This window comes from Herbaspirillum sp. C7C2 (assembly GCF_022627865.1).
Lineage (GTDB): Bacteria > Pseudomonadota > Gammaproteobacteria > Burkholderiales > Burkholderiaceae_D > Herbaspirillum > Herbaspirillum frisingense.
The window spans coordinates 14,620-39,102 of record NZ_JABXGI010000005.1 but is presented as its reverse complement, the minus strand read 5'-3'; the positions used below and the strand labels follow the sequence as shown (position 1 = coordinate 39,102).

General features: G+C 65.0%; 20 protein-coding genes. 7 read left to right on the top strand and 13 right to left on the bottom strand.

The window, feature by feature from the left end; genetic code table 11:
• Positions 1–57: 57 nt before the first annotated feature.
• From rpiA to HWE04_RS09690, 5 genes are read right to left on the bottom strand one after another with little or no spacing between them, the layout of a single operon-like run.
• Entirely contained in the window at positions 58–771 is a 714-nt protein-coding gene (rpiA, locus tag HWE04_RS09710; protein WP_241812269.1) for a ribose-5-phosphate isomerase RpiA, read from the bottom strand.
• Positions 772–820: 49 nt separating this feature from the next.
• Positions 821–1,660: a MurR/RpiR family transcriptional regulator gene (locus HWE04_RS09705; protein ID WP_241812268.1), complete on the bottom strand. Its 840-nt coding sequence runs from the start codon at positions 1,658–1,660 to the stop codon at positions 821–823.
• On the bottom strand, positions 1,657–2,373 hold the full coding sequence (gph, locus tag HWE04_RS09700) for a phosphoglycolate phosphatase (RefSeq protein WP_077237207.1): 717 nt from the start codon (positions 2,371–2,373) through the stop codon (positions 1,657–1,659). Before gph ends, HWE04_RS09705 begins: the two co-directional genes overlap by 4 nt.
• Entirely contained in the window at positions 2,370–3,896 is a 1,527-nt protein-coding gene (gene xylB, locus HWE04_RS09695; RefSeq protein ID WP_241812267.1) for a xylulokinase, read from the bottom strand. Before xylB ends, gph begins: the two co-directional genes overlap by 4 nt.
• 2 nt (positions 3,897–3,898) lie before the next feature.
• Positions 3,899–5,365: an aldehyde dehydrogenase family protein gene (locus HWE04_RS09690; protein WP_241812266.1), complete on the bottom strand. Its 1,467-nt coding sequence runs from the start codon at positions 5,363–5,365 to the stop codon at positions 3,899–3,901.
• A 182-nt stretch (positions 5,366–5,547) separates the two neighbouring features.
• On the opposite strand from HWE04_RS09690, the gene HWE04_RS09685 reads away from it, so the two are divergent.
• A complete protein-coding gene (locus tag HWE04_RS09685) occupies positions 5,548–6,300 on the top strand; it encodes an SDR family NAD(P)-dependent oxidoreductase (RefSeq protein WP_241812265.1) in 753 nt (250 codons plus the stop codon).
• A 99-nt stretch (positions 6,301–6,399) separates the two neighbouring features.
• Here HWE04_RS09685 and HWE04_RS09680 read toward each other — a convergent pair whose 3' ends face one another.
• The 4 genes from HWE04_RS09680 to mdlC all read right to left on the bottom strand — a co-directional run bounded on the left by HWE04_RS09680 (position 6,400) and on the right by mdlC (position 12,059).
• Complete coding sequence (locus tag HWE04_RS09680; protein WP_241812264.1) at positions 6,400–7,341, bottom strand: ketopantoate reductase family protein; 942 nt, start codon at positions 7,339–7,341, stop codon at positions 6,400–6,402.
• Positions 7,338–8,717 carry an MFS transporter gene (locus HWE04_RS09675; protein ID WP_241812263.1) on the bottom strand — a complete coding sequence of 460 codons (1,380 nt, stop codon included), beginning with the start codon at positions 8,715–8,717 and terminating at the stop codon, positions 7,338–7,340. The genes HWE04_RS09680 and HWE04_RS09675 overlap by 4 nt, the downstream gene beginning before the upstream one ends.
• Before the next feature lie 209 nt (positions 8,718–8,926).
• Positions 8,927–10,378 carry an aldehyde dehydrogenase gene (locus HWE04_RS09670; protein WP_241812262.1) on the bottom strand — a complete coding sequence of 484 codons (1,452 nt, stop codon included), beginning with the start codon at positions 10,376–10,378 and terminating at the stop codon, positions 8,927–8,929.
• Between the two features lie 82 nt (positions 10,379–10,460).
• Positions 10,461–12,059 carry a benzoylformate decarboxylase gene (gene mdlC / locus HWE04_RS09665; RefSeq protein WP_241812261.1) on the bottom strand — a complete coding sequence of 533 codons (1,599 nt, stop codon included), beginning with the start codon at positions 12,057–12,059 and terminating at the stop codon, positions 10,461–10,463.
• A gap of 198 nt (positions 12,060–12,257) precedes the next feature.
• On the opposite strand from mdlC, the gene HWE04_RS09660 reads away from it, so the two are divergent.
• Entirely contained in the window at positions 12,258–13,172 is a 915-nt protein-coding gene (locus tag HWE04_RS09660; RefSeq protein ID WP_241812260.1) for a LysR family transcriptional regulator, read from the top strand.
• Positions 13,173–13,266: 94 nt separating this feature from the next.
• Here HWE04_RS09660 and HWE04_RS09655 read toward each other — a convergent pair whose 3' ends face one another.
• The 3 genes from HWE04_RS09655 to HWE04_RS09645 form a co-directional block, all read right to left on the bottom strand.
• The gene (locus tag HWE04_RS09655) at positions 13,267–13,473 is read right to left on the bottom strand and encodes a hypothetical protein (RefSeq protein WP_006465222.1); all 207 of its coding nucleotides are present in this window, start codon (positions 13,471–13,473) and stop codon (positions 13,267–13,269) included.
• Positions 13,474–13,605: 132 nt separating this feature from the next.
• On the bottom strand, positions 13,606–14,346 hold the full coding sequence (locus tag HWE04_RS09650) for a transporter (RefSeq protein WP_241812259.1): 741 nt from the start codon (positions 14,344–14,346) through the stop codon (positions 13,606–13,608).
• Between the two features lie 509 nt (positions 14,347–14,855).
• Positions 14,856–15,797 carry an HDOD domain-containing protein gene (locus HWE04_RS09645; protein ID WP_077237196.1) on the bottom strand — a complete coding sequence of 314 codons (942 nt, stop codon included), beginning with the start codon at positions 15,795–15,797 and terminating at the stop codon, positions 14,856–14,858.
• 361 nt (positions 15,798–16,158) lie between these two features.
• Here HWE04_RS09645 and HWE04_RS09640 point away from each other — a divergent pair, with 361 nt between their 5' ends.
• The 5 genes from HWE04_RS09640 to HWE04_RS09620 all read left to right on the top strand — a co-directional run bounded on the left by HWE04_RS09640 (position 16,159) and on the right by HWE04_RS09620 (position 23,008).
• The gene (locus tag HWE04_RS09640; RefSeq protein WP_241812258.1) at positions 16,159–17,220 is read left to right on the top strand and encodes a ligase-associated DNA damage response exonuclease; all 1,062 of its coding nucleotides are present in this window, start codon (positions 16,159–16,161) and stop codon (positions 17,218–17,220) included.
• A complete protein-coding gene (locus tag HWE04_RS09635; protein WP_241812257.1) occupies positions 17,213–18,910 on the top strand; it encodes an ATP-dependent DNA ligase in 1,698 nt (565 codons plus the stop codon). Before HWE04_RS09640 ends, HWE04_RS09635 begins: the two co-directional genes overlap by 8 nt.
• Complete coding sequence (locus tag HWE04_RS09630; RefSeq protein WP_241812256.1) at positions 18,882–21,488, top strand: ligase-associated DNA damage response DEXH box helicase; 2,607 nt, start codon at positions 18,882–18,884, stop codon at positions 21,486–21,488. Before HWE04_RS09635 ends, HWE04_RS09630 begins: the two co-directional genes overlap by 29 nt.
• On the top strand, positions 21,488–22,144 hold the full coding sequence (gene pdeM, locus HWE04_RS09625; protein WP_241812415.1) for a ligase-associated DNA damage response endonuclease PdeM: 657 nt from the start codon (positions 21,488–21,490) through the stop codon (positions 22,142–22,144). Before HWE04_RS09630 ends, pdeM begins: the two co-directional genes overlap by 1 nt.
• Positions 22,145–22,210: 66 nt before the next feature.
• Positions 22,211–23,008, top strand: coding sequence for a transporter substrate-binding domain-containing protein (locus HWE04_RS09620; RefSeq protein ID WP_241812255.1), 798 nt, complete (start codon positions 22,211–22,213; stop codon positions 23,006–23,008).
• 73 nt (positions 23,009–23,081) lie between these two features.
• On the opposite strand, the gene HWE04_RS09615 is transcribed toward HWE04_RS09620, so the two are convergent.
• Entirely contained in the window at positions 23,082–24,467 is a 1,386-nt protein-coding gene (locus HWE04_RS09615; protein WP_241812254.1) for a hypothetical protein, read from the bottom strand.
• Positions 24,468–24,483 lie beyond the last annotated feature (16 nt).

Below are 24,483 nucleotides of genomic sequence, written 5' to 3'. Positions count from 1 at the left end.
CAAGAAAAAACGTAAGGCTAGGCAAAAGAATGCTTGTGCCAGACGGACGGAGTTTTACTAGATCTCTGCACGCAAGCGAACATGGGAAGTGCCATCAAAGCAGCCCACCACCATGCCCGCGGCTTCACGCGTGAACAGTCCGTTCTCGACCACGCCGGGGATGCGGTTGAGTTCGGTCTCCAGCAGCGGAGCATTGGCGATGCTCAGGCAATGGCAGTCCAGGATGAAATTGCCGCTATCGGTCACCACCGGCCGCTCGTCCCGGGTACGACGGACGATACGCGCCTCGACGCCCTGCCCTTGCAACAGCCTAGCGATCATGCGTTCGGTCTGCTTCCAGGCGAATTGCACCACCTCCACCGGCAGCGGGAAAGCGCCCAGCCGGTCGACGATCTTGCTCTCGTCACAGATGGTGATCATTTGGGTGGAGGCGTGGGCGATGATCTTTTCCCATAGCAGGCAGGCGCCGCCGCCCTTGATCATCTGGAAGTCGCGATCGATTTCATCCGGACCGTCGATGGTCAGGTCGAGCTGGCCGATCTCATTGGGGTCCATGATGGTAATGCCGACTTCGCGGGCGACGTCGATGGTGGAGCGCGAGGTGGCGGTACAGGTGACGTCGAGGCCATCGGCGATGTGCTTGGCCAGTTCCCGCACGAAGAAGTGCGAAGTGGTTCCCGAGCCCAGTCCCAGGCGCATGCCATTGCGTACGAATTCCTCGATGGCGCGGCGGCCGGCCAGTTTCTTTGCTTCGTTCTGGTTCAACTGCATGGATATCTCCTCTTGAAAAACACGGGCCCGGATGCGGGTGGGCAAAGCGCTAGATCTTGTCCGTCATCCAGGAATCGAGCGCCGGCAACTGATCGGGGAATTCGCTGTTGCTGGCCACGGCAATGGCGGTCACCAGCATGTTGACCACCAGGTGGTGATTCAGACGCGAAGCCAGCGGCGTCATGAATTCGGTCTGGTCATAGGGCAAGACGGCAATGAGGGCATCCGTGACCGCTGCCAGCGGGCTGTTGGCTGCGGTCACCGACACCACCCGGGCGCCGCCGGTACGGGCCGCCATGGCCAGCTCCACCATGCGCTTGGTATGCCCCGATTGCGAAAAGATCAACGCCACTTCGTTGGGGCGCGAGCGCTCGGCGTGCATCCATTGCTTCTTTTCTTCCATCACCGCCGAGCAACGCAGGCCCACGCGCTGGAATTTGTGTTCAGCATCCAGCGCGGTGATCTCGGAAATGCCGCTGGCATAGATGCCGATCCAGTTGGCCGACTGCAGCAGGGCCGCTGCCTCTTCGATCTGGCGCGGTACCAGATCGTCCAGTGCGCGCTGGATGGCGGACAGGGAATTACGGCAGGTCTTGCGCACGATGTTGCCGATATCATCGTGCCTGGTGATCTGCTCGTAGACGAAGGGCGCCGTGGGCACCAGGCTTTGCGCCAGTCCCAACTTGAAGTCCTGATAGCCGTTGAAGCCGAAGCGGCGGCAGAAGCGCACGATGGTCGGGTCGCTGACGGCACAACGCTCGGCCAGCGCGGCCATGGTCATGTGGATCACCTCGCCCGGCGCCTGGCTGACGAAACGCGCGATACGCAATTCGGCGGTCTTCATTTCCTCTTGCTCGCGCAGTATCTGCTGTAGCAGGCTATTGCTCATGACTGTCCTTTATTGTCGGCTTTTATTGTCGGTTTTTCACAGGGGGCGATTCTATAAGACAGCAGGTCCTCCAGACGATGCAGCCTTTGCGCCTGACCAACCCTGACATCGCTGCCGCCCCCCCAGGGCACCACGAAGAACGGCACGCCGGCCGCAGCGGCCGTGGCCTGGTCGACCGTGGTATCGCCGACGTAGGCCCAGGCGCCCTCGGCCAGCGCCATCTGTTCGGCCACCGCCAGCAGATGGCCGGGATCGGGCTTGCAGGCCGGTACGGCATCGGCGCCCAACGCCACTTCCACCAGCGGCGACAGCTCCAGCAGATCGAGGATTTGCCGCGTCAGCGCATGCGGCTTGTTGGTGCAGATGCCCAGACGGATGCCGGCCGCCCGCAGCTTGGCCAGGTCTTCGCGCACATGGGGAAAGAAGCGCGTATGACTGGCCGGATTGCGGCGGTAGTGAGCGATGTAGCACGCCACGGCGGCATCCAGTTCGGCCGTGCCAAGCGCGACACCCTGTTCAACGAGGATGTCCTCGATCAGGCGGCGCGGACCATTGCCGATGAAGCGTTCGACCTGCGCCACCTCCAGCGCGGCATGGCCTTGTTCGGCCAGATAGGCATTGACGGCGGCGGCGATGTCGGGCGCACTGTCGATGAGTGTGCCGTCGAGGTCGAAGATGAGGGCCTCGTAGCTGGCGTGTGCGTGCTGGTTCATGGCGCCTCCCCGAGCTCTGCCAATGCGCCCAGGCGGGCGAAGCTGCCGGTGAGCAGCGGATAGAGTTGCTGATAGATGGCGCGGGCCTGCTCATAGCGCCCGCGCCGGGTGACGTCGGGGCGCTCGCGGGTAAGCTCCGGCAGCAGGCTGGCGGCGTGGTCGATGTCCGGCCATACCTGCATGCTGACGCCGGCCAGCAGCGCTGCGCCCAGGGCGGCTCCTTCGGCCGCGCCCTGGCGCGTGAGGACGTCGCAACCCAGCATGTCGGCCTGGATCTGCCGCCATACTGCCGAGCGCGCGCCGCCGCCGGAGGTGCTGACTTCGGCAGAGGAGACGCCCATGCTGCGCATCAGGTCCTGCATGTCGCACAGGGAATGCACCACGCCCTCCAGTACGCTGCGCGAGAGGTCGGCGTGATCATGGCGGGCATGGAGGCCGATGAAGGCGGCACGGGCTGATGGATCGGGATGGGGGCAGCGCTCACCGTTGAGGTAAGGCAGGAACAGCAAGCCATGTGCCCCGGGAACGCTACGCCCGGCGGCCGCAGCGATGGCCTCGAAGGATGGTGGCTCGCCCGCGCCGGCACACAGCACATTGAGGAACCAGGCCAGCGCCCCGCCCGCATTGAGTGACACGCCCATGGCATGCCAGCGCTGGGCAGCGACGTTGCAGAAGACCTGTATCCGTCCATCCGGCGAGGACAGGGGTTGATCCAGCGCAGCGGCGACGATGCCGGCGGTGCCGATGGTGGTCTGCAACGTGCCGGGCGCCACCACGCCGGCACCCAGCGACTGGATCACGCTGTCGCCGCCGCCCCCGATGACCGGAATCCCCGCTGCAATGCCAAACATGGCGGCGGCCTGTGCGTGCACATGGCCGCTGACGACCTGCGATTCGAAACAGGCAGGCAAATGGGCGGAGTCCAGTCCGGCCAAGGCGATCAGCTCGGTCGCCCACTGCCTGCGCCGTACGTCGAACAGGCCCGTGCCGGATGCGTCGGAGACCTCGGTGGCGATCTCGCCGGTGAGCACGTAACGCAAATAATCCTTGGGATTGAGGGCGACCCGCAGCTGTCCATACCATTGCGGCTCGTGCCGCTGCATCCATAGCAGCTTGCCGCCGGTATAGCCGACCAGCATGCGGTTGCCGGTGTGGGCCAGCAAGGACGGCAAGCCACCGGCCGCCTGCGTGATCCGGTCAGCCTCGGCCTGGTTGCGCTGGTCGTTCCACAGGATGGCCGGACGCAGCGGCCGGTAGTGTTGATCCAGCGCGGTCAGGCCATGCATCTGGCCCGACAGGCCGATGCACAGCACCTCGACCGATCCCGCTGCCTGCAGCACCTGGGCCACGGCCTGGCGCGCCGCTGCTATCCAGTGGGCCGGCTCCTGCTCGACCCAGCGCTCGCGCGGTTGCGACACCGGATAGCCGACGCTGGCGCTGGCGAGGATGCGTGCATCGGTCGCGAGCAGCAAGGCCTTGCAGGCGGAGGTGCCGAGGTCTATTCCCAACAGGCAGGCCGTCATGATCAGACTCCCACGCCGTGATGCAGACGCACGTGCTTGAACTGGAAATACTCCAGCAAGCCCTCGCGCCCGTGCTCCACGCCGACCCCGCTCTGCTTGCGCCCACCGTAGGGCGCATTCATGATGCCGGCGTCGACATGGTTGATGGCCACATTGCCGACGTCCAGCTCAGCCGCGCAGCGATGGATTTCCTGCAGGTTCTGGGTATAGGCGTAGGCGGCCAGGCCATAGGGCGTGTCGTTGGCCAGCGCGATGGCCTCATCCAGCGTATCGAAGGGCGCCACGCCGACCAGCGGGCCGAAGGTCTCTTCGCGCATGACCAGCATGGCGTGGGTGCAGTCGGCCACAATGGTGGGCTGGAAGAAGAAGCCCTGCGCGAACTGCTCGCCATCCGGGGCAGTGCCGCCAGCCACCAGCCTGGCGCCCTGCTCCAGCGCATCCTGCAGGTGCACCCGGGTCTTCTGCAGGGGCGCAAGCTGCGCCATTGATCCTACGTCCGCCTGCGGATGCAACAGCCCGTCGCCGATGACCAGCGCGCGCGTGGCCGTGGCGAACTGTTCCAGGAAGTCCGCATAGACGGTGCGCTCGACATAGATGCGATTGATGGCGATGCAGATCTGACCCATGTTGCGGAAGGAACGCCGCACGGCGCCCCGTACCGCTTGTGCCAGATCGGCGTGGCGGGTCACCAGCATGGGGCAATTGCCGCCCAGTTCCAGCGACAGGCGCTTGATCGAAGGACAGGATTGCTGGATGCGCAAGCCGGTCTGGCTCGATCCGGTAAAGGCGATCTTGGAGACAGACGGGTGTTGCACCAGCGCCAGCCCAACGCTGGCCCCATCGCCAGTCAGCACGGTCACGATACCGGCCGGAATGCCTGCCTGCCGGGCTTTCTCGGCGATATACAGTGCCGTGAAGGGAGTGAATTCGGAGGGCTTGACGATCACCGCGCAGCCTGCGGCCACGCCGGCGCATAGCTTCCAGCCGACCAGTTCGGCCGGATAGTTCCAGGGGGTGATGGCCGCCACCACGCCAATGGCTTCGCGCATCACCAGGCTCTGGTAACCGGGCTGGTCATTGGGAATGATCTCGCCGTGCACCCGCAGGGCTTCTTCGGCATAGAAATGGCAGGCTTCAGCCAGCTTTCTGATCTCACCCAGGGCCTCGCCGAGAGGCTTGCCCTGTTCTGCCGTCATCACCTGGGCCATGGCGGACGCGTCATCGAGGATCAGGCTGCCCAGCCTGTGCAAGGCATCGGCGCGGACCCGTGCCGGCTGGCGCGACCAGGGGCGCCAGGCAAGCTCGGCCGCCGCGACGGCAGAATCGATCTCGGCAGAGGTGGCCACGGCAATGTCGCCGATGGGCGTGTTGCGGGCGGGATTGCGCACCTGCAGCCGCGCGCCCTGCCCCTCGACGAACTGGCCTGCGATAAACAGCTTGCCCGACAACCGGGCCAACACGTCCTGCATGATGCACCTCCTCGAACGACGGAAAATCTAGTATAACTAGATAAATGCGCCGAGAACAACTTAGAGGTGTTGAATTTTTTCTATATTTTTAACGATAAACGTCCAAAAAGATTCCGCGCGTCAAAAGGTAGGCCCGATTTATGTAGCATTACTATCATTTATGATTTCAAGGAGACACAAACATGAACACACGCTCACCCCAGGACCTCACTGGCAAACTGGCCCTGGTGACCGGCGCCGGGCAAGGCATCGGTGCCGCCTGCGCGACAGCACTGGCCGAGCAAGGGGCCACGGTGGTCTGCACCGACCTTGACGGGAATCGTGCGACCGCCATCGCCGCCGGACTGGCGCGGCCGGGCCAGGCTTTCGCGCTGGATGTGACCGACAGCAGGGCCTTGAATACCCTGGCCGCGAGGATTCCACCGCTGGACATCCTGGTCTGCAATGCCGGCGTGGTCAGCAACACGCCGGCCGAGGAAATGGAAGATGACGAATGGGACCGCGTGCTGGCGGTCAACCTGGGCGGCGTCTTCAAGACCTGCCGGGCCTTTGGCCGACGCATGCTGGAACGTGGCAGGGGCAGCATCATCAACATCGGCTCCATGTCGGGGATGATCGTCAACGTGCCGCAGCCGCAGTGCCACTACAACGCCTCCAAGGCGGCGGTCCACCACCTGACGCGTTCGCTGGCGGTGGAGTGGGCCACGCGCGGGATCAGGGTCAATGCAGTGGCGCCGACCTATATCGCCACACCGCTGCTGCAGGAGCTGGAAAAGGAAAAGGCCTTGATCGCGCGCTGGATGGATCTCACACCCCAGCAGCGCATGGGGCGCCCGGACGAAGTCGCGGCAGTGGTGGCGTTTCTGGCCTCGGAGGCGGCCAGCCTCATCACTGGCGCCGTCATCCAGGCCGACGGTGGCTATACCTGCATCTGAGGCTTCAAACTTTTGGCCACCTTGCCAAGGTTCGGGAGTCCGCGAGAGCGACGGTTTCCGCCGTCATCATCTTTCTTGCCAACCTTGGGGCAAGACCACTCAGATGGGACCACCACTTTTCTTCAACCTGGCATTGGCCTCCATCATTTTGACCAACTGATACAGCGCCGTCACGGTCGGCGTCGGCACCCCCTGCTCGACGCCGTGCCTGATCACGGCGCCATTGATGAAGTCGATTTCGGTCTGCCGTCCGGCTTCGATATCCTGCAGCATCGATGGCTTGTGGTTTGTGTGCATCCTGAACGCATGATCTATCGCCTGCTCTACCTGAGGCAGACTGACCGGAATCTGCAGTGCATGGGCCACGGCCACCGTTTCGGTGGCGATGCGCAATGCCAGGCTGCGGCCTTCACCGCTTGATCCGACCGTACCCACATTGCAGCCGCTGACGGCACAGACCGAATTCAACGCTGCATTGAAAGCGATCTTTTCCCAGATGGCTTGTTGTACCTGCGGGTCGGCGCTGCAATGGAGGCCGGCGAGGCTGAAGATTTCGGCGATCTGGCTCACCTCCGGGCGGAGCAGCCCCGACAGCGTCCAGATCCTGACCTGGCCATCGCCATGGCTGTGCACCACCCCGGCAGACCTGAGGTCGGCGGGCAGGTTGGTCATGCCGACGATGATGCGTTCGCGTGGAATCACTTCGGCAATGATTTCCGCATTCCCCAGGCCATTTTGCACCGATAGCGCCCAGGTTCCCGGCCCCACCAGATGACCCAGGGCATGGGCGGCGCCGTGGGTATGGAAGCCCTTGGTAAAAAAGACGATCAGATCAAACGGCTCGGAGAAGGTGTCGGCCGTCCCGACCGGCACCCTCACCGTATGCACGCCCTTGTCATCGCTCAGGGACAGGCCGTTACTGCTGATCGCAGCGATCGTAGCGGGGGTGACTTCGATGAAACTGACCTGCTGTCCACTCAGTGCGAGACGCGCACCAAACAGGCCTCCCATGGCGCCAGCGCCGACGATGGCAATGTTCATGCTGAATGTTCCTTCTTCAGATGCGCAGGGACTACCGTAGCGCGGGGAATATGCTTGCGTACCGACAGCAACGCGACAAAGACGAACAGCATCGCCCCTGCCAACATCGCCAGATAACCTGAGGCACCGCCCTGGGTGATCACGATGGCGCCGGCAAAGGCGCTCAGGATGGCGCCCAGCCGACCGAAGGCCAGTGCTGCGGCAGTGCCGGTGGCGCGCACCTGGGTCGGATAGATATAGGCGCACAGCGCGTACATCGTGCATTGGACGGCATTGACGAAGAGCCCGTGCAAGCCTATTCCCACCACCAGCAGCGTGGTCTGGCTGGCCACGTCCAGGCTGCGCAGCAGCAATGCAGTCGCCGCGGCGGCCAGGCAGCACAGCAGCATCGGCACCCGTGAGCCGAAGCGGCCGATGATCAAAGCGCACAGCAATGCCCCGAGGACGCCACCGACGTTGTAGGCCGTCAGGCCGTTGCCGGCCACCGAGGGACTCAGTCCCTCTCCGGCCAGCATCGTGGGAAGCCAGCTGAATGCACTGTAGACAGCCAGCAGGTTCATGAAGAAGGCGATCCACAGCGCCATGGTGTCGCGTGCCAGCCCGGGGGCAAACAGCGCGCCAAATCCCGCGCGCTGGTGCGTGGTCTGTTCACGCACATCGCTGAAGCGGATGTCGGCTGCCACCGCGCGCGACATGCGCAGCAGCAGGCGTCGCAGCTCATCCCAGCGATGCGGCTGGCGCGCCAGGTAACGCGGCGACTCCGGGATGACGAACCACAGCAACACCGAAAATGCGACCGGCAGCAGACCGCCCAGCAGGAACAGCCCGCGCCAGCCGTAGTGCGGCAACACCAGGTTGGCGAACAAGCCCGCCAGCATGCCGCCCAGCGGAACGCAGACGATGGTGGCCGTGACTGCCAGCGTGCGTCTGCGGGCCGGGCTGAATTCGGCCGTCATGGTGGTCGAGGTCGGCAAGGCCCCGCCGATGCCCAGGCCGGCGAAGAAGCGCAGGATGGCAATGGTGGTGATGTCCGGCGAGAGCGAGATGAGGCTGGTGGCCAGGCCGAAGACGAAGACACTGCCGATAATGGCCAGGCGACGCCCGAAACGATCCGCGAACAGGCCGGCGAAGGCGCTGCCGATGCCCATACCCACCAGGCCGGCCGCGACCGCCGGAGCGAAGGCGTTGCGCGTGATCCCCCATTCCTTGATCAGGCTGGGGATGGCGAAGCCGATCAGTTGCCCATCGAAGCCGTCCATGACGATCGACAGCGCCGCCAGGCACACCACCAGCTTCTGGAAACCGGTAAATGCGCCCTCATCCAGCACGCGTCCGATATCGACGGTCTTGGCTTGTTCTACGGTGTGGGTGCTCATGCGCGCTCCCGGGCGTTGCCCACGGTGATCGCGGGGGTGGGTGAAGCGATGCGCGCGGGCGCGCAGTCGTGCGGCAAATGCCAGGATGTCATAGTCATGGCGGTCTCCTCGTTGATATCGCGCGGGTCCGATGCGGATCGGCCCGCTGTTGCGATTATTGTTGTGGTGTTCGGTCAGGCCGGATCTGTGCGTGCCTGATGCCGTCCGGCTCAGAACGGGTAATGACGTGGCGTGGTTTGCACCGTGACCCAGCGCAGGTCGGTGAATTCGGCGATGCCGGCCTTGCCGCCGAAATGGCCGAAGCCACTCGACTTGACGCCGCCGAAGGGCATCTGTGCCTCGTCGTGGACGGTGGCGCCATTGATGTGGCAGATGCCCGACTCGATGCGGCGCGCAAGGCTCAGGGCGCGGGCGACATCGCGGCTGAACAGCGCTGCCGACAAGCCATATTCGTTGTCGTTGGCACAGGCGATGGCGGCCTCATCATCCTTGACCCGCACGATGGGCTTGACCGGTCCGAAGGACTCTTCGTGGTAGATATTCATCTGCGCCGTTACGTGGTCCAGCAGCGTCGCCGGCATCAACGTGCTCTCGGCCTTGCCGCCGCAGACCAGCGTTGCGCCCTTGGCCAGGGCATCGTCGATGAGGGCGTTGCAGCGCTGTACGGTGGCCAGATCCACCACCGAACCCAATACCACCGGTCCCTGGCGCGGATCGCCCAGCGGCAGGCTGCGCGCCTTGGCGGCCAGACGCGCGACGAAGTCATCGGCGACGCGCTCGTCGACGATGATGCGCTCGGTGGACATGCAGATCTGCCCCGAATTGGCGAAGGCACCAAAGGCTGCGGCCTGTACGGCCGCCTCGATGTCGGCATCGTGCAGGACGATGAAAGGCGCCTTGCCGCCCAGTTCCAGCACGGCGGGCTTGAGGTGCCTGGCGCATTGCGAGGCGATGAGGCGGCCCACACGGGTCGACCCGGTGAAATTGACCCGTCGCACCGCCGGGTTGGCGATGATGGCCTCGACAATTTGCCCGGCGTCTTGCGGTGCGTTGGTAATGAAGTTGACCACGCCCGCAGGCAGGCCGGCATCCTGGATGGCTTCGATGATGAGGCCATGCGTGGCCGGACAGATTTCGGAGCCCTTGAAGACGACGGTATTGCCGCAAGCCAGCGGCAAGGCGATTGCACGTACGCCCAGGATCACCGGCGCGTTCCAGGGAGCGATGCCCAGCACCACGCCAGCGGCCTGGCGCAGACCCATGGCAAGGTTGCCGGGGACGTCCGAGGGGATGATCTCACCGGCAATCTGGGTCGTCATGGCCGCGGCTTCGCGCAAACCGTCGGCGGCCAGATGCACGTTGAAGGCAGCCCAGTGGTGCGAGGCCCCGGTTTCGGCGGCCATGGCGTCTGCAAACGCCTCGGCGCGGGCCTGCAACGCATCGGCCGCGCGGGTGAGCAAGCTGCGGCGCTCGCCCGGGCCCATGGCTGCCCAGTCGGGAAAGGCGTCGGCCGCTGCCTGCACCGCCGCGCGGGCGTCGGCCACGGTGGCCGCTGGTGCGCGAGAGGCCACGCTGTGGTCAAGCGGATTGCGCCGCTCGAAGTAGGCAGCATCGGCGGCGAAACAGCGCTGGCCGTTGATAAGCATGTTGACTTCCTGCATGGTCTCCTCCTGTTGTCTTTATCTCGGGGTTCAGTTCACGATGTCCGGTTCAGCGCCGCGCGGGCGCAGCAAGGCAGAAAGCTCATCGCACCAGCACTTCCACCAGGCGCGGTGCATCGGCAGACAAGGCCGCTTGCAGCGCGCCGGCCAGTTCGGCAGGATCGCTCACGCGCACGCCCTGGCATCCCATGGACTGGGCCAACGCGACGAAATCCAGTCCAGGCAGGTCGGTGCCCTGGACCACATCGTCGGCGCCGAAGCCGAAGGCCGGTGCGAAGTCCTGCAGCGCGGCGTAGCGGCCATTGTTGATGATCACGAAGGTAATGGGTAGGCCCAGTTGTACCGCGCTGTAGATGGCTTGCGGCGAGTACATCGCCGAGCCATCGCCGATGAGCCCGATCACGCGCTGGTGCGGCCGTGCCAACGCCACACCCACTGCCGCCGGCATCCCATAGCCCAGACCACCGCTGGCCATGGTGTAGAAACTGCCGGGGCGGGTGAAGGGCAAGTAGGCTTGCATGGTCGGCCGCGAACCGGGGGCTTCCTCGACCACGATATCCTCCGCAGCGCGCACGTCGGCCAGGGTCTGCATCGCAAAGGCGGCGGACATCGGCGTCTCTGGAGCGGCGCGCGTGCGCGGCTCACGCCGGGCCGGCTGCAGGCGGGTCGCCGGTGGCTGCTGCGCCATCTGCGCCAGCAGGTCTTGCAGGCCCAGACGGATATTGCCGACGATGGCGCTGCCTTGCGGGGTCCAGGACGCGGTCATCGGATCATCGATGAGCTGGTACAGCGTCGCCCCAGGCGGCAGATGCGGGCCGCTGCCTTCGACGTGATAGGTGAAAGCCGGTGCCCCCGCCACGAAGACCAGATCGTGGCCCTCCAGCAGCTGCACGATCTTCTCGCGCATGGCCGGCAGGAAACCGGCAAACAGACTATGGTCTTCGGGGAAGCTGCAGCGCGAGGACATCGGTGCCACGAACACCCGTGCGTGACAGGACTCGGCCAGACGGATGGCCTCATCCCAGGCCCCGGCGCGGTCCAGTTCCGCACCGACCACCATGGCCGGGCGCCGGCTACTGCCCAGCGCGGCGGCCAGCGCTGCGATGGCACCCGCTTCGGGCCGGCTACAGGTAGTGACTTCGGTGGCCGCGAGCAGCTCGGCGGGTTGCTCCCAGTCATCCACGGGAATGGAGACGAAGACCGGGCCACGCGGCTCCTGCATGGCGATGTGATAGGCCCGCGCCAGCGCACGGGGAACGTCGGCCGCACGCGCCGGTTCGATGCTCCACTTGACGTAGGGCTTGGCCAGTTCGGTTGCCTGCGAGGCCGCCAGGAACGGGTCCAAAGGCAGGATGGAGCGTGCCTGCTGGCCGGCGGTGATGATCAGCGGGGTACGGTTGCGAAAGGCGGTGAAGATATTGCCCATGGCATTGCCGACCCCGGCCGCCGAATGCAGGTTGACCATGGCGGCCTTGCCACTGGCCTGGGCGTAGCCGTCGGCCATGCCGACCACCACGGCTTCCTGCAAGCCCAAGACGTAGCGGAAGTCGGCGGGAAAGTCGCGGAACATCGGCAATTCGGTTGAGCCGGGATTGGCGAAGACGGCGCTCATGTCGAGTCGACGCATGAGGTCGAATACGGCATCACGCACGGTGATGGCGCGCAATGGTGTCTCCTGCATACAAGATCCTGTGGAAGGCCTCATGGTTGGGCCGGGTGGATGATGGGAGGCAGTATGTAAGCTCGTCACGTCTTTGAAAATTGCCAAATTGGATAAAAGTCATGACATTTGGTAATGTGTAGCTGATCTGCCGGTGAGTCATCGTGCTGCCCTCACCCACCCTATCCGCGCTATCCGCGCTATCACCAGGAGACATCATTGAGTTTCAACCTGCAGCAGCTGGAAATGTTCAATGCCATCGTCGCTGCAGGGAGCCTGGGGCGCGCGGCCGCCGCCCTCGACCTGACCCAGCCGGCCTTGAGTCGCGCGATCAAACGTCTGGAAGAGTCCGTCGGCGGAGCGCTCTTCGAGCGTCACACCAAGGGTATGCACCTGACACCGCTGGGCAAGGCGCTATTGCCGCACGCGATGTCGTTGCAGCGTGAAGCCCGGCAGGCCCGCGAAGAACTGGACGCCATCCGCGGCCTGGCAAAGGGTGTCATCAAGGTGGGTGCGGTGGGCAGCATTGCCAGTCTGGTGCTGCCACTGGCGGTGCGTGGCGTACTGGACAAGTGGCCCAACCTGCGGGTGGAGATCATGGAGGGGGTATGGGACCGTCTGGTCGAGGGCTTGCTCACGCATGAGATCGACCTGGCTCTCGGTACCTCCGGCGCCGAAAGCGATGGCGTAGCGGCCATCTCCGACTGTCGCTGGAGCGACCTGAGCTATGTGGTGGCCGGGCGCGACCATCCACTGCGTGAACGCGGCAAGATCAGCCTGGCCGATACCCTGACGCAGCGCTGGGCCTTGACGCCCCGGGGTACGGGACCGTATTTGCACGTGAAGGAAACATTCGCCCAGGCCGGCTTGCCCATGCCCGAGATCGCTGTCGAATCGCGTTCGGTCACGGTGCTCAAGGGCCTGGTCGCGCGTTGTGGATTCGTGGGGTGGATGTCCGGTCCGATGTTCGATACCGAAAGCAAGGCGGGAGTGATCAATGCCCTTGCGGTAGAGGGCCTGAATGCCCCGCGCACGTTGACCGCATTCCGCAGGCGGCAAGGGATATTGCCGGCGCCGGCGATCCGCTTGCTCGATGAGTTGCGGCATCTGACCGGTTCCCTGCCCTCCAGCTAGCGCCTACATCAAATGAAAACACCCTGCAGCGTCACTGCCTGCAGGGTGGGTAATCATCTCTTCATCGGCTTGCTATCGGGATGGTGGCCCGGGATCAGACCCGGTAGATCTTCTCTCCGGTCTGGACGATCCTGAATTTCTCATTGGTCAGCGGGTCCAGCGCGCGACCATCGGCCAGCTTGTAGCTACGGCTGAACGCCAGTGCTGCGGCATCGGCTTCGTCCTGCTGAGTCTGATACACCTCTACGTGGTAAGGTGCGCCGGTCTTGCCCTTGGCATCGAATTTTTCCACCAGATCCATATGTCGTCTCCTTAGTCGTGGCCTTGCGCCAAGGACAAAGATAGCAGATTTGATCGTGCTTTCCAGCGCATTGCATGTTGCAGCGCACAGCAACGGCACGCGGGCTGGGCTGCAGCCCAGCGCGATCAACGATCAGTAATGCAAGGTCACCCCGACGCCGAACTGCCGCGTCACCTCGGCCTTGTTGAGCCCGAACTTGGCGCCGGCATCCAGATCGACCGTCTTGTTGGGCGACCAGATCACGCCCACCAGCGCATAGGAAGGCAGCTTGCGGCTGGATGCATCCGGGTTCTGGGCAACGCCCGTATCGGCCACCAGGCGCCATTGTTCATCCAGGCCGTACCAGACTGCAGCCGAGGCGCGCCACAGGGTCTTGCGCTGCGACTGCTGGTCACTGTCGAGCTTGAAGCGGTTGACGCGCACACCCAGGTTGCCGTGCAAGGTCCAGGGGCCGTTTTCGTAGGACGCGATACCGGTCAGGGCGGCGCTGCTCTTGCCATTGCCCAGGCCCTTCTCTTCTTCGCCGCTGGGCATGAAGACTTCCGGCTTCAAGGCCAGCGCCAGGCCATCGGCCTCGTAATAGCGCCACTTGGCGCCCAGCGAGACGTCCCCCACACCCGTGCCGGTGGGCGACTGGAAGGTCTGCGGCAGGTTGAAGAACAGGTCCAGCTTGTCAGTGACGCCATAGGTGAAGGTGAAGGCGCCGACATGACTGGCGTCGCCGCTCTGTTTGCTCCAGTCGGTATTCATTTCAAGCTGGATACCGCCAGCACCTTGCACGCCGGCATCATCGGTGACCAGCGGGTGCGCGGCGAAGGCCGACTGGCTGGCCGCCAGCAACAGCCAGGAAAGACTCAGGATTTTCTTGTTCATGGTGGACCCCATTTTTTGCTGTGATCAGTACGGCACTGCTACCCGGCCACCACGATGACACAGCCACGCCCGTGCGGACGTGACAGCGCACACCGCAGGCGGGGAGTACAGAGACGTGGTCGGAGCGAACCGAAGGGAAAGCGCGCCGTCGCATGTTCAGAACACGATACCAAAGGCGCAAATCGCGCATTCCGAACAGAAAGAGCGCTGACAAGGCCTATTTGATGAATATGTCCTGATGGATGGCTGCGGTAAATGCCGTGGCTTTTACGGAAGGAACATCATCGGGCGGGCTTCAGCTGGCCTTGCAGGCGTATGGAAGCGCGGTTCATGAACACCCGCCGTGTGACGCCAAGTGGCGATGGCCAGACTTCAGGGGCCAGGCCACAAGGCCGCAGCAGGCGAACTGCATTTCCAGAGCGAGGGGGATAGTACCATCGGCACCTGACAAATCAGCAACAAAAAGCTTCGATATTTGCTGACAAAATCTGCCCGCGACGAAACCTGGATCAGCCAGGTTGTTCGGTCGCGGCGGCCAGTGCCGATCCGAGTTCGCGCAGCACCCGGGTGGGGATCTTGAGCATCGCACCCCACTCGCTCCAGTCCCAGGAGACGCGGGCGCAGAGGTATTCCAGGCTGGAACTGGGCAGCTCGAAACGCTCGCCCAGTTGCAGCAGGTGCGGCAGCAAGGCGGCGCGGGTGGCATCGTCTGCCACGCAGATATCGGCCACGCAGGCGGCCAGTTCCAGCAGGCGGATCAGGCGCTGCTGGCGGTCTTCCTCGTCCAGCCCGGTGCTATCGGCCGCCTCGTGGTGCAGGACGGTTTCGCAGAACAGCTTGGGGAACAGCCAGTCCTGCATCATTGCAGCGGCCAGTTCCAGGTGGTCGAAGCTGAAGGCCTGCTTCTCTTCCTGGCGCAGGGCGGCAGCGGGAGCATCCGTCCCGACGCCGCGCAGGATCTCGCCATAGCGCTTGGGACGCGCCGAGGCCAGCGCCAGCCGTCCGATATCCGCCAGCAAGCCGATGGTGAACATCTCCGCCGGCGGCGCGACCGGGATCAGGTCGGCCAGGGCCTGGCTGGCGCAGGCCATGGCGGTGGAACGGCTCCAGAAGGCGTCATAGTCGAACTCGGCACAATCGCCACGGCGCGCCGATTCGGTCAGGGAAATCGCCAGCGCCATCTGGCGCACGGCCTGCAGGCCCACCATCAACAGCAGGTCGACATTGACGGAAGCGACCATCCGCCCCTTGTTGAGGTTGGGGATATTGGCGATCTGGATCAGTCGCCCGGCCAGTACCGGGTCACCCTGGATCTGGGCCACCAGGTCAGGCAGGGCGATGTCTTCCTGCTGGCACATCTGCATGATCCGCAGACGCACCCCGGACGGGGCTGGCAAGACTTCGGAGTCCTGCAGTTCGCGGAAAATCAGGGGATCGACGTAGGTAGACATGAGGATTCGTGGGGTTCTCGGGTGATGAGCCTGGCGCAAGGCCAGATGCGATGGCCACAAGGATACCCAATTAATGACCGTTGTGCGTTGCGCCATTGCAAAGTCCACGCACAAGGAATGTCTCTTTTTTCATTCTCGCTGACAAGGCGGCAAGACGCACGCCGACATCCTGCACAAGCGCGTGCGGGTAAGCTGATCCGGTCCGGATTCAGCGGGCCTCAGCGATGAATGCATCATAAAAACCTGAGGCAAAGCGAAGACAAGGACAAACAAGCACAGACAAAGCGGCTCAAAGCCGGTACAAGCATCCGGGCCCAGGCTGCACATTGAGCCCAAGCACAGCGCAAGGAAAAAAGCAGACATGGAAGACATGGTAGTGGTACGCAAGGAAGGCCTGTACTGCGTACCCGGCGATTTCTACATAGACCCGTGGCGACCGGTGGCGCGCGCCGTGATCACTCACGCCCATGCCGACCACGCCCGCATGGGACATGCCCACTACCTGGCGGCCGCGCCCGGCGCCGGCATCCTGCGTGCCCGCCTGGGTGCGGACATCCACCTGCAGGCGCTGAATTACGAAGAAAGCATCACCCACAACGGCGTGCGCCTGTCGCTGCACCCGGCCGGCCATGTCCTGGGTTCGGCCCAATTGCGCATGGAGTGGCAGGGATGCATCTGGGTCGCCTCGGGCGACTACAAGCTCGAAGCCGACGGCACCTGCACCGCCTTCGCCCCGGTGCGCTGCCACACCTTCATCACCGAATCCACCTTCGGCATGCCCATCTACCGCTGGCAACCGCAGGCGGAGATTTTCGAGGACATCAACCGCTGGTGGCGCGCCAACGCCGCCGAGGGCCGGGCCAGCGTGCTGTTCTGCTACTCCTTCGGCAAGGCACAGCGCATCCTGCACGGCATCGACCCCGGCATCGGCCCCATCGTCTGCCACGGCGCGGTGGAACCCCTGAACCGGCTCTATCGCGAAGCCGGCGTCTTCCTGCCGCCGACCGCGACGGTCGGCGAAGCCGAAGCCACCAGGCGCGGCAAGTCCAACGCCTATGCCGGCAGCCTGATCATCGCCCCACCCTCAGCCGCCGGCTCGCCCTGGATGCGCCGCTTCGGCGACTACAGTGATGCTTTCGCCAGCGGCTGGATGCGCCTGCGCGGCACCCGACGGCGGCGCGGCGTGGACCGGGGCTTCGTACTGTCGGATCATGCCGACTGGCCGGCCCTGCAGGAAGCGATTGCTGCCAGCCGCGCCGAACGGGTCATCGTCACCCACGGCCAGGTCGCCACCATGGTGCGCTGGTTGCGGCAGAACGGTCTCGATGCCGGGGCCTTCACCACTGAATACGGCGACGACGATGTCGAGGACAGCGGCGCGGCGCCACCAGCCACTGCGCAGGAACAGTCCGGCCATGCGTGAATTCTCGCGGCTCTATGCCGAACTGGATGCCACCACCTCCACCACCCGCAAGCTGGCGGCCTTGCAGGACTACTTCCAGCGTGCCGATGCGGCCGACGCCGCCTGGGCGGTGTATTTCCTGGCAGGCGGCAAGCCCCGCCAGGCGGTACCGACCGGCCTGCTCAAGCAATGCGCAATGGCCTATGCGCAGATCGATGAATGGCTCTTCGAGGAGTGCTATCACAGCGTAGGCGATCTGGCCGAAACCATTGCCCACATCCTGCCGCCACCGACCCGCACCAGCGACTTCGGTCTGGCCTACTGGATGCTGGAACGCATCGCCCCCCTGCGCGGTGCCGAACCGGAAGTGATCCGCAGCGCCCTCTTCGCGGCCTGGGATGAACTGGACTGGCAGGGCCGCTTCCTGCTCGCCAAGCTCATTGGTGGCGGCTTCCGGGTGGGTGTCTCGCGCCTGCTGGTCACCCGTGCGCTGGCCGCCGTGGCGCAGCTGGACCCCAAGCTGCTGGCCCAGCGCATGGTCGGCTGGACCGATGGTCGCGCCCGCCCTGACGCCGAACGCTTCGCCCGCCTGATCGGCCCCGATGACGGCCAGGACCATCGCCTGCAGGGCGGCCAGCCCTACCCCTTCTTCCTGGCCCATCCGCTGATTGAACATCCGCGCCAGCTGGGGCCGGTCGGTCAGTGGCAAATTGAATGGAAATACGACGGCATCCGCGCCCAGCTGGTGCGCCGGCACGGTAGCAACTGGCTGTGGTCACGGGGGGAAGAGCTGATCACCGAACGCTTCCCCGAACTGGCCGCGCTGGACCTGCCGGACGGTACCGTCATCGACGGCGAGATCGTGATCCGCCTGCCTGATTCAGGTCAGCAGGCCGAACGCGTGGCGCCCTTCGCCGACCTGCAAAAACGCATCGGTCGCAAGAATCTCACTGCAAGAATGCTGGGCGAGCTGCCCGCCGGACTGATCGCCTATGACCTGCTGGAGCAGGATGGGCATGATCTGCGCGGCCTGCCTCAGCAAGAACGCCGCGCCCGGCTGGAACAACTGATCCAGCGCCACGCCGCACCGGCCCTGATGCTGGCGCCGCAGATCGTGGCAGCGGACTGGGATGCGCTGGAACAACTGCGCGCCACCTCGCGCCAGCGTGGCGTGGAGGGCATGATGCTCAAGCAGGTCGACGCCCACTATGGCATCGGCCGTACTCGCAACGTCGGCACCTGGTGGAAGTGGAAGGTCGATCCCTATTCCATCGATGCTGTCCTGATCTATGCCCAGGCCGGTCACGGCCGGCGCGCCTCGCTCTACACCGACTACACCTTCGCGGTCTGGGACACTCCCCCTGAAGCCGGCGGCGAGCGCAAGCTGGTGCCCTTCGCCAAGGCCTATTCGGGCTTGACCGATGCCGAGATCGCCGTGGTCGACCAGACGATTCGCAAGACCACGATAGAAAAATTCGGCCCGGTACGCAGCGTGCGGCCGTCCATGGTGTTCGAGATCGGCTTCGAGGGCATTGCCCTGTCCACGCGCCACAAGGCTGGCATTGCCGTGCGCTTCCCGCGCATCCTGCGCCAGCGCGTCGACAAGAGCGTCGACCAGGCCGATACCCTGGACAACCTGCGCGCCCTGCTGCCGTCGTCACCTGTCACCGAGAGCGAGGAAGATGCCCAGCCCGCCCAGCAAGACCACTAGCCAGCGCCCGCCCAGACGGCGCAGCGCCAGCCCGCCAAAGGCGGCGGTCATCCCTGCCGCCGTCGAGGACTGGTTCGCCCAGCGCCGCTGGGAGATATTCGATTTCCAGCGCCAGGTCTGGCAAGCCGCGCAGCAGGGTCGCAGCGGCCTGCTGCACGCCGGCACCGGTGCCGGCAAGACCTATGCGGTCTGGTTCGGTGCGCTGCTGCATGCCCAACCCGGCCTGGGTCGGACCGACGCGCCCACCACGACCCAGGGCTTGCGCATCCTGTGGATCACCCCCATGCGTGCCCTGGCGGCCGACACCCTGCGTGCCCTGCAAGCCCCGCTGGCCGATCTGCTGCCACACTGGCAAGCCGGCATGCGCACCGGCGACACCGGTTCCGGCGAGCGTGCGCGCCAGATGAAGTCCTTGCCGCAGGCCCTGGTGACCACGCCAGAAAGCCTGTCACTGCTGCTGTCCCAGGCGGATGCCCGCCAGCGCTTCGGCAAGCTGGACGCGGTCATCGTCGACGAATGGCACGAGCTCATGGGCAACAAGCGCGGCGTGCAGGTGCAACTGGCCCTGGCGCGCCTGCGCCGCTGGCGGCCCGGGATGGTGGTGTGGGGATTGTCGGCTACTCTCGGCAACCTGGAGCAGTCCCTGCAGGCCCTGCTGGGCCCCGAAGCCGCCGAACACGGCGTGCTGGTGCGCGGCGAACAGCGCAAGCGCATCCTCATCGATACCCTGCTGCCGCCGCAGGCCACCCGCTTCGCCTGGGCCGGGCACCTGGGCCTGCAGATGCTGCCGGCGGTGGTGGCCGAGATCGATGCCAGCGGCAGTACCCTGGTCTTCACCAATACCCGCTCCCAGGCCGAGCTGTGGTACCAGAACCTGCTGGAGGCCCGCCCCGACTGGGCCGGCATCATCGCCTTACACCATGGCTCACTTGATCGCGAAGTCCGTGAATGGGTGGAACAAGGCCTGCGCGACGGCCGCCTCAAGGCCGTGGTCTGCACCTCCAGCCTGGACCTGGGGGTGGACTTCACCCCGGTGGAGCGGGTGCTGCAGATCGGCAGCCCGCGCGGCGTGGCGCGACTGCTGCAGCGGGCCGGCCGCTCCGGCCATTCGCCTGGACGCAGTTCGCGCGCCACGCTGGTACCCACCAACAGCCTGGAACTGGTGGAAGCCGCCGCCGCCCAGGATGCCGTCGCTGCCGGCCGGGTGGAACAGCGTCCGGTGCCGGACACGCCCCTGGACGTGCTGGTACAGCATCTGGTGACCATCGCCCTGGGCGGTGGATTCCTTGCCGACGAGTTGCTGGCCGAAGTGCGCCAGGCCTGGTCCTACCGCCATCTGCGCGAGGATCAATGGCAGTGGGCGCTGGACTTCGTGGTGCGTGGCGGCCAGAGCCTGGGCGCCTATCCGGAATATCACCGCGTGCGGGCCGGCGAGGATGGGGTCTATCGGGTCGAGCTGCCGGCCATCGCGCGCCGCCACCGCATGAATATCGGCACCATCGTCGCCGATGCCAGCCTGCATGTGCAGTACATGAAGGGGGGACGCATCGGCACCATCGAAGAAGGTTTCATCGCCCGCCTGCGACCGGGCGATCGCTTCCTCTTCGGCGGGCGCGTGCTGGAGTTCGTCCGCGTACACGAGATGACGGCCTGGGTCCGCCGCAGCAGTGCCGGCAGCGGTGCCGTGCCGCGCTGGCAAGGCGGCCGCATGCCCTTGTCCTCGACCCTGGCGCACGCCGTGCTGGATCGCCTGGAACAAGCCGCGCAAGGCCACTTCGACGGTCCTGAGATGCAGGCCGTGCGGCCGCTGCTGGCGCTGCAGCACGCCTGGTCGGCCCTGCCCACGGCGCAGCAGCTGGTGGTGGAAACGCTCAAGAGCCGTGAAGGACATCACCTCTTCTTCTATCCCTTTGCCGGCCGCCTGGTGCACATGGGACTGGCCTCGCTGCTGGCGTGGCGCCTCAGCAGGGAGCGTGCCGCCACCTTCTCCATCGCCGTCAACGACTACGGGTTCGAATTGCTGGGCGCGGACAAGGTCGAAGCGCACCGCCTGGAACCGCAGCAGGCCCTGGCCCTGTTCAGCGAAGAGCGGCTGCTGGAGGACGTCCTGGCCAGCCTGAATGCCACCGAGCTGTCGCAACGGCGCTTCCGTGAAATCGCCCGTATCGCCGGGCTGGTATCGCAGGGACATCCCGGGCAGCGCAAGAGCGCACGCCAGCTGCAGGCATCGTCGGCCCTGTTCTTCGAGGTCTTCCGCAAGCACGACGCCGGCAACCTCTTGCTGACCCAGGCCCAGCGCGAAGTATTGGAACAGGAGCTGGAACTGGAACGGCTGCGCAGCACCCTGGCCGAACTGCGCGCACGCCCCCTCACGCTGGTGCCACTGGAGCGGGCCACGCCGTTTGCCTTGCCGCTGCTGGTGGAGCGCTTCCGCGAAAAACTCTCGACCGAAAAGCTGGCCGACCGCGTGGCGCGCATGTTGCGCGAGCTGGAAGGTGCCGCCGACAAGACCAGCGCCCAGGCCAGGCCACAGCCGCGACCGCGTCCCCGCTCCAGCCCCCGCGACCGTACTGGATGATGAGCCCATACCCCAGCTTCGACGCCGCCGGCGCGACCCTGACCATGCTGCCCGAACGCGCCCTGCTCTGGCGCGGGCGCGCCATGCTGATCCTGGCCGATGTCCACTTCGGCAAGGCGGCTGCCTTCCGCGCCGGAGGCATCCCGGTTCCGCACGGCACCACCCGGGCCAACCTGGACCTGATCGATACGCTGGTGCAGCGGCATGCGGTGCGCCATGTGGTTTTCCTGGGTGACTTCCTGCACGCACGCGCCGGGCGGGTGGCGGGCACCCTGCAGGCAATGGCCCGCTGGCGCAGTTGCAATGCCGGTCTCAGCCTCACGCTGGTGCGCGGCAACCATGACCACCATGCCGGCGATCCGCCGGAAGCACTGGCGATGGAGGTCGTGGACGAACCCTGGCGGGTCGGTCCCCTGGCGTTCTGCCATCACCCCCAGACGGTCGACGGCGCCTTTGCCATCGTCGGCCATGTGCATCCGGTCTACCGGCTCGCTGCCGCAGGCGACGCCTTGCGCCTGCCCTGTTTCGTGGTGGATGGCCAATGGGCCATGTTGCCGGCTTTCGGCGACTTTACCGGGGGCTATCGTATACATGCCCAACCCGGGCAGCGCATTTTTCTTGCTGCAGACGATTGCGTGTTGCCCTTACCTGACTGAACCTTGCTGCGATGTGACGTATCATCGGCCGCGCAATGACACGTCCATTACAAGGAGAATCCGGAGATGAAATTCAAGACTAGCCTGCTGGCCCTGACGTTCGGCCTGACTGCACTTAGCTCCGTCGCCGCGCACGCCGACGGCCTGGCCGCCATCCACAAGGCCGGCGTGGTGCGCATCGGCGTACCGCAGGACTTTGCTCCCTTCGGCTCGATCGACGGTGACATGCACCTGCAAGGCCTGGATATCGACGTCGCCCGACTCATCGCCGACAAGATGGGCGTGAGGGTGCAACTGGTACCGGTGGCCAGTGCCAACCGCATTGCCTACCTGCAGACCCACAAGACCGACCTGATCATTTCAACGCTGGGCAAGAATTCGGATCGCGAAAAAGTGATCGATTTTTCACAGCCCTATGCACCCTACAACAACAGCGTGTTCGGCGTGGCCAGCATCAAGGTCAGCAACGCCGCCGACCTGGCCGGCAAGACCATCGGCGTGGCGCGTGGCACCTTCCAGGATCTGCAGCTGACCCTGAGCGCACCCACCAGCGCCAACATCAAGCGTTACGAGGACAACAATGCCCTCATCTCCGCCTATACCTCCGGTCAGATCCAGCTGGTCGGCACCGGTGACTTCGTGGCCCATGCGCTGGCCGAACGGGTGGCCGACAACAAGCCCGTGCTGAAGTACATCATCCAGGAGTCGGCCTGCGCCGTCGGCCTGAACAAGGGCGAGCCGGCGCTGCTCAACAAGGTCAACGAGATCCTGACCACGGCCAAGAAGAGCGGCGAGCTCAACGGCATCGTCCAGAAGTGGCTCAGCGTGCCGCTACCGGAGAAGATGGCCAACACCTACCACTGACACAGACGACCACCCGGAAAAAACAAAAAACGGCGGGATTCCCGCCGTTTTGCATGGCAACGCCGGATCGGCATCAGAACTTCGAGGACACCGCCAGACCCCACTTGCGCTCCGCATCGCCGGTATCGGGCAGCAGGCCATTGGAATAATCCAGGCTCAGACCGACGTTCTGGTTGAAGTTGTAGGTCAGTACCGACTTCCAGTAATGGATGCTGCGGTCTCCCTGCAACGCCTTCAGGCCTGTAAAGGTCGTGGTGAAATCGAAGGGCAGCGCCGGATTGGTCGACGACAGCGTGAACCCGGCCTGCGCGCCCAGGCGGATGAAGTCGCGATGCTGGTCATACACATCCGGGTCACCGCGATTGATGTAGATACCGTTACGGCTCTGGCCTATCAGGATGGGCTTGAACGCCAGGCCGTTGCCCCAGCGCAGGAAATCATTGAGCCCACCCGGCCGCACCGGCGTGAGGGTGAAGTTGACCGTCAGCAGGCGGCTGCCATCGGTGTTGTTGACCAGGTAGTCGGGACGCGCGGTCAGGTCTTCGGTATTGGCCGTATCGGCATGGGCGAAGTGGAAGGCCGACAGCATCCCGACCTGGGTGGTACGCGTGGTGGTGACGTCGCGATTACCGGCATCGTAAGTGGTCACCCGGTTCTGCTTGAAACCGACATAGGGCACTGCCTCATAGGTACTGCCCGGCTCGCCCATGGGGCGCTTGTCCAGCGAATAACCGGTGTAGACCACCACATCATTGGTCCGCGACTGCGCCACGTCGTCATTGGCCAGCGCCAGCCGGGCCCGGTCCACCGAGGCAAAGCCGGCCTTGTCGCGGTGATCGATGGAGAGCTGGTCAGGATTGCCGCGCACGCGCACGTGATCCATCCAGCCGGCCTGTTGCGCGACAGCCGGTGCCGATGTTGCCGCTGTTGCTGGCGTGGCCGGACCGGCCGCCGGCGTGGCAGCACCACCCGCTGCAGTTGGCGCCACCCCCATGGCCAGGGCGGAACCGGCATAGGCCATGGCAGGCGCAGCCTGGGCCGTGGTGCAGCTCAGCCCCGCCCGGTTGTTGTCGCGGAAAAAGGCGGCCACATCACTGCGGCCGCTCGGCTTGATCTGGGGGTCCTTGCCATCCAGCAGTCGTTGCACTTCTTCGGCCATGTGATCGACGTTGCAGCTATCGCCCTGACAGGCCTGTCCAGTGGCTTTTTCAGCGGCGCGCTTCTGCAGTAGCCAGGCCACCAGCGCCCGTGGCGAGGACAGCGGTGCGGGCTCCTTGCCCACCGACAGATAGGCCGTGCTGACCGGATAGGTGCGGATCAGGCTGGCGGCCAGTTGATCCTTGTCCAGTGTCAGGTCGTTGCGGCACAGGCCGGTAAGCTCGGCCGCCTGGGCCAGCGAGAGGGAGACAGGCGCGGCCAGCACCAGGGTGGCCGCATAGCGTGGGAGTCGTCGTCGCATGGAGTGGAAGGAATGA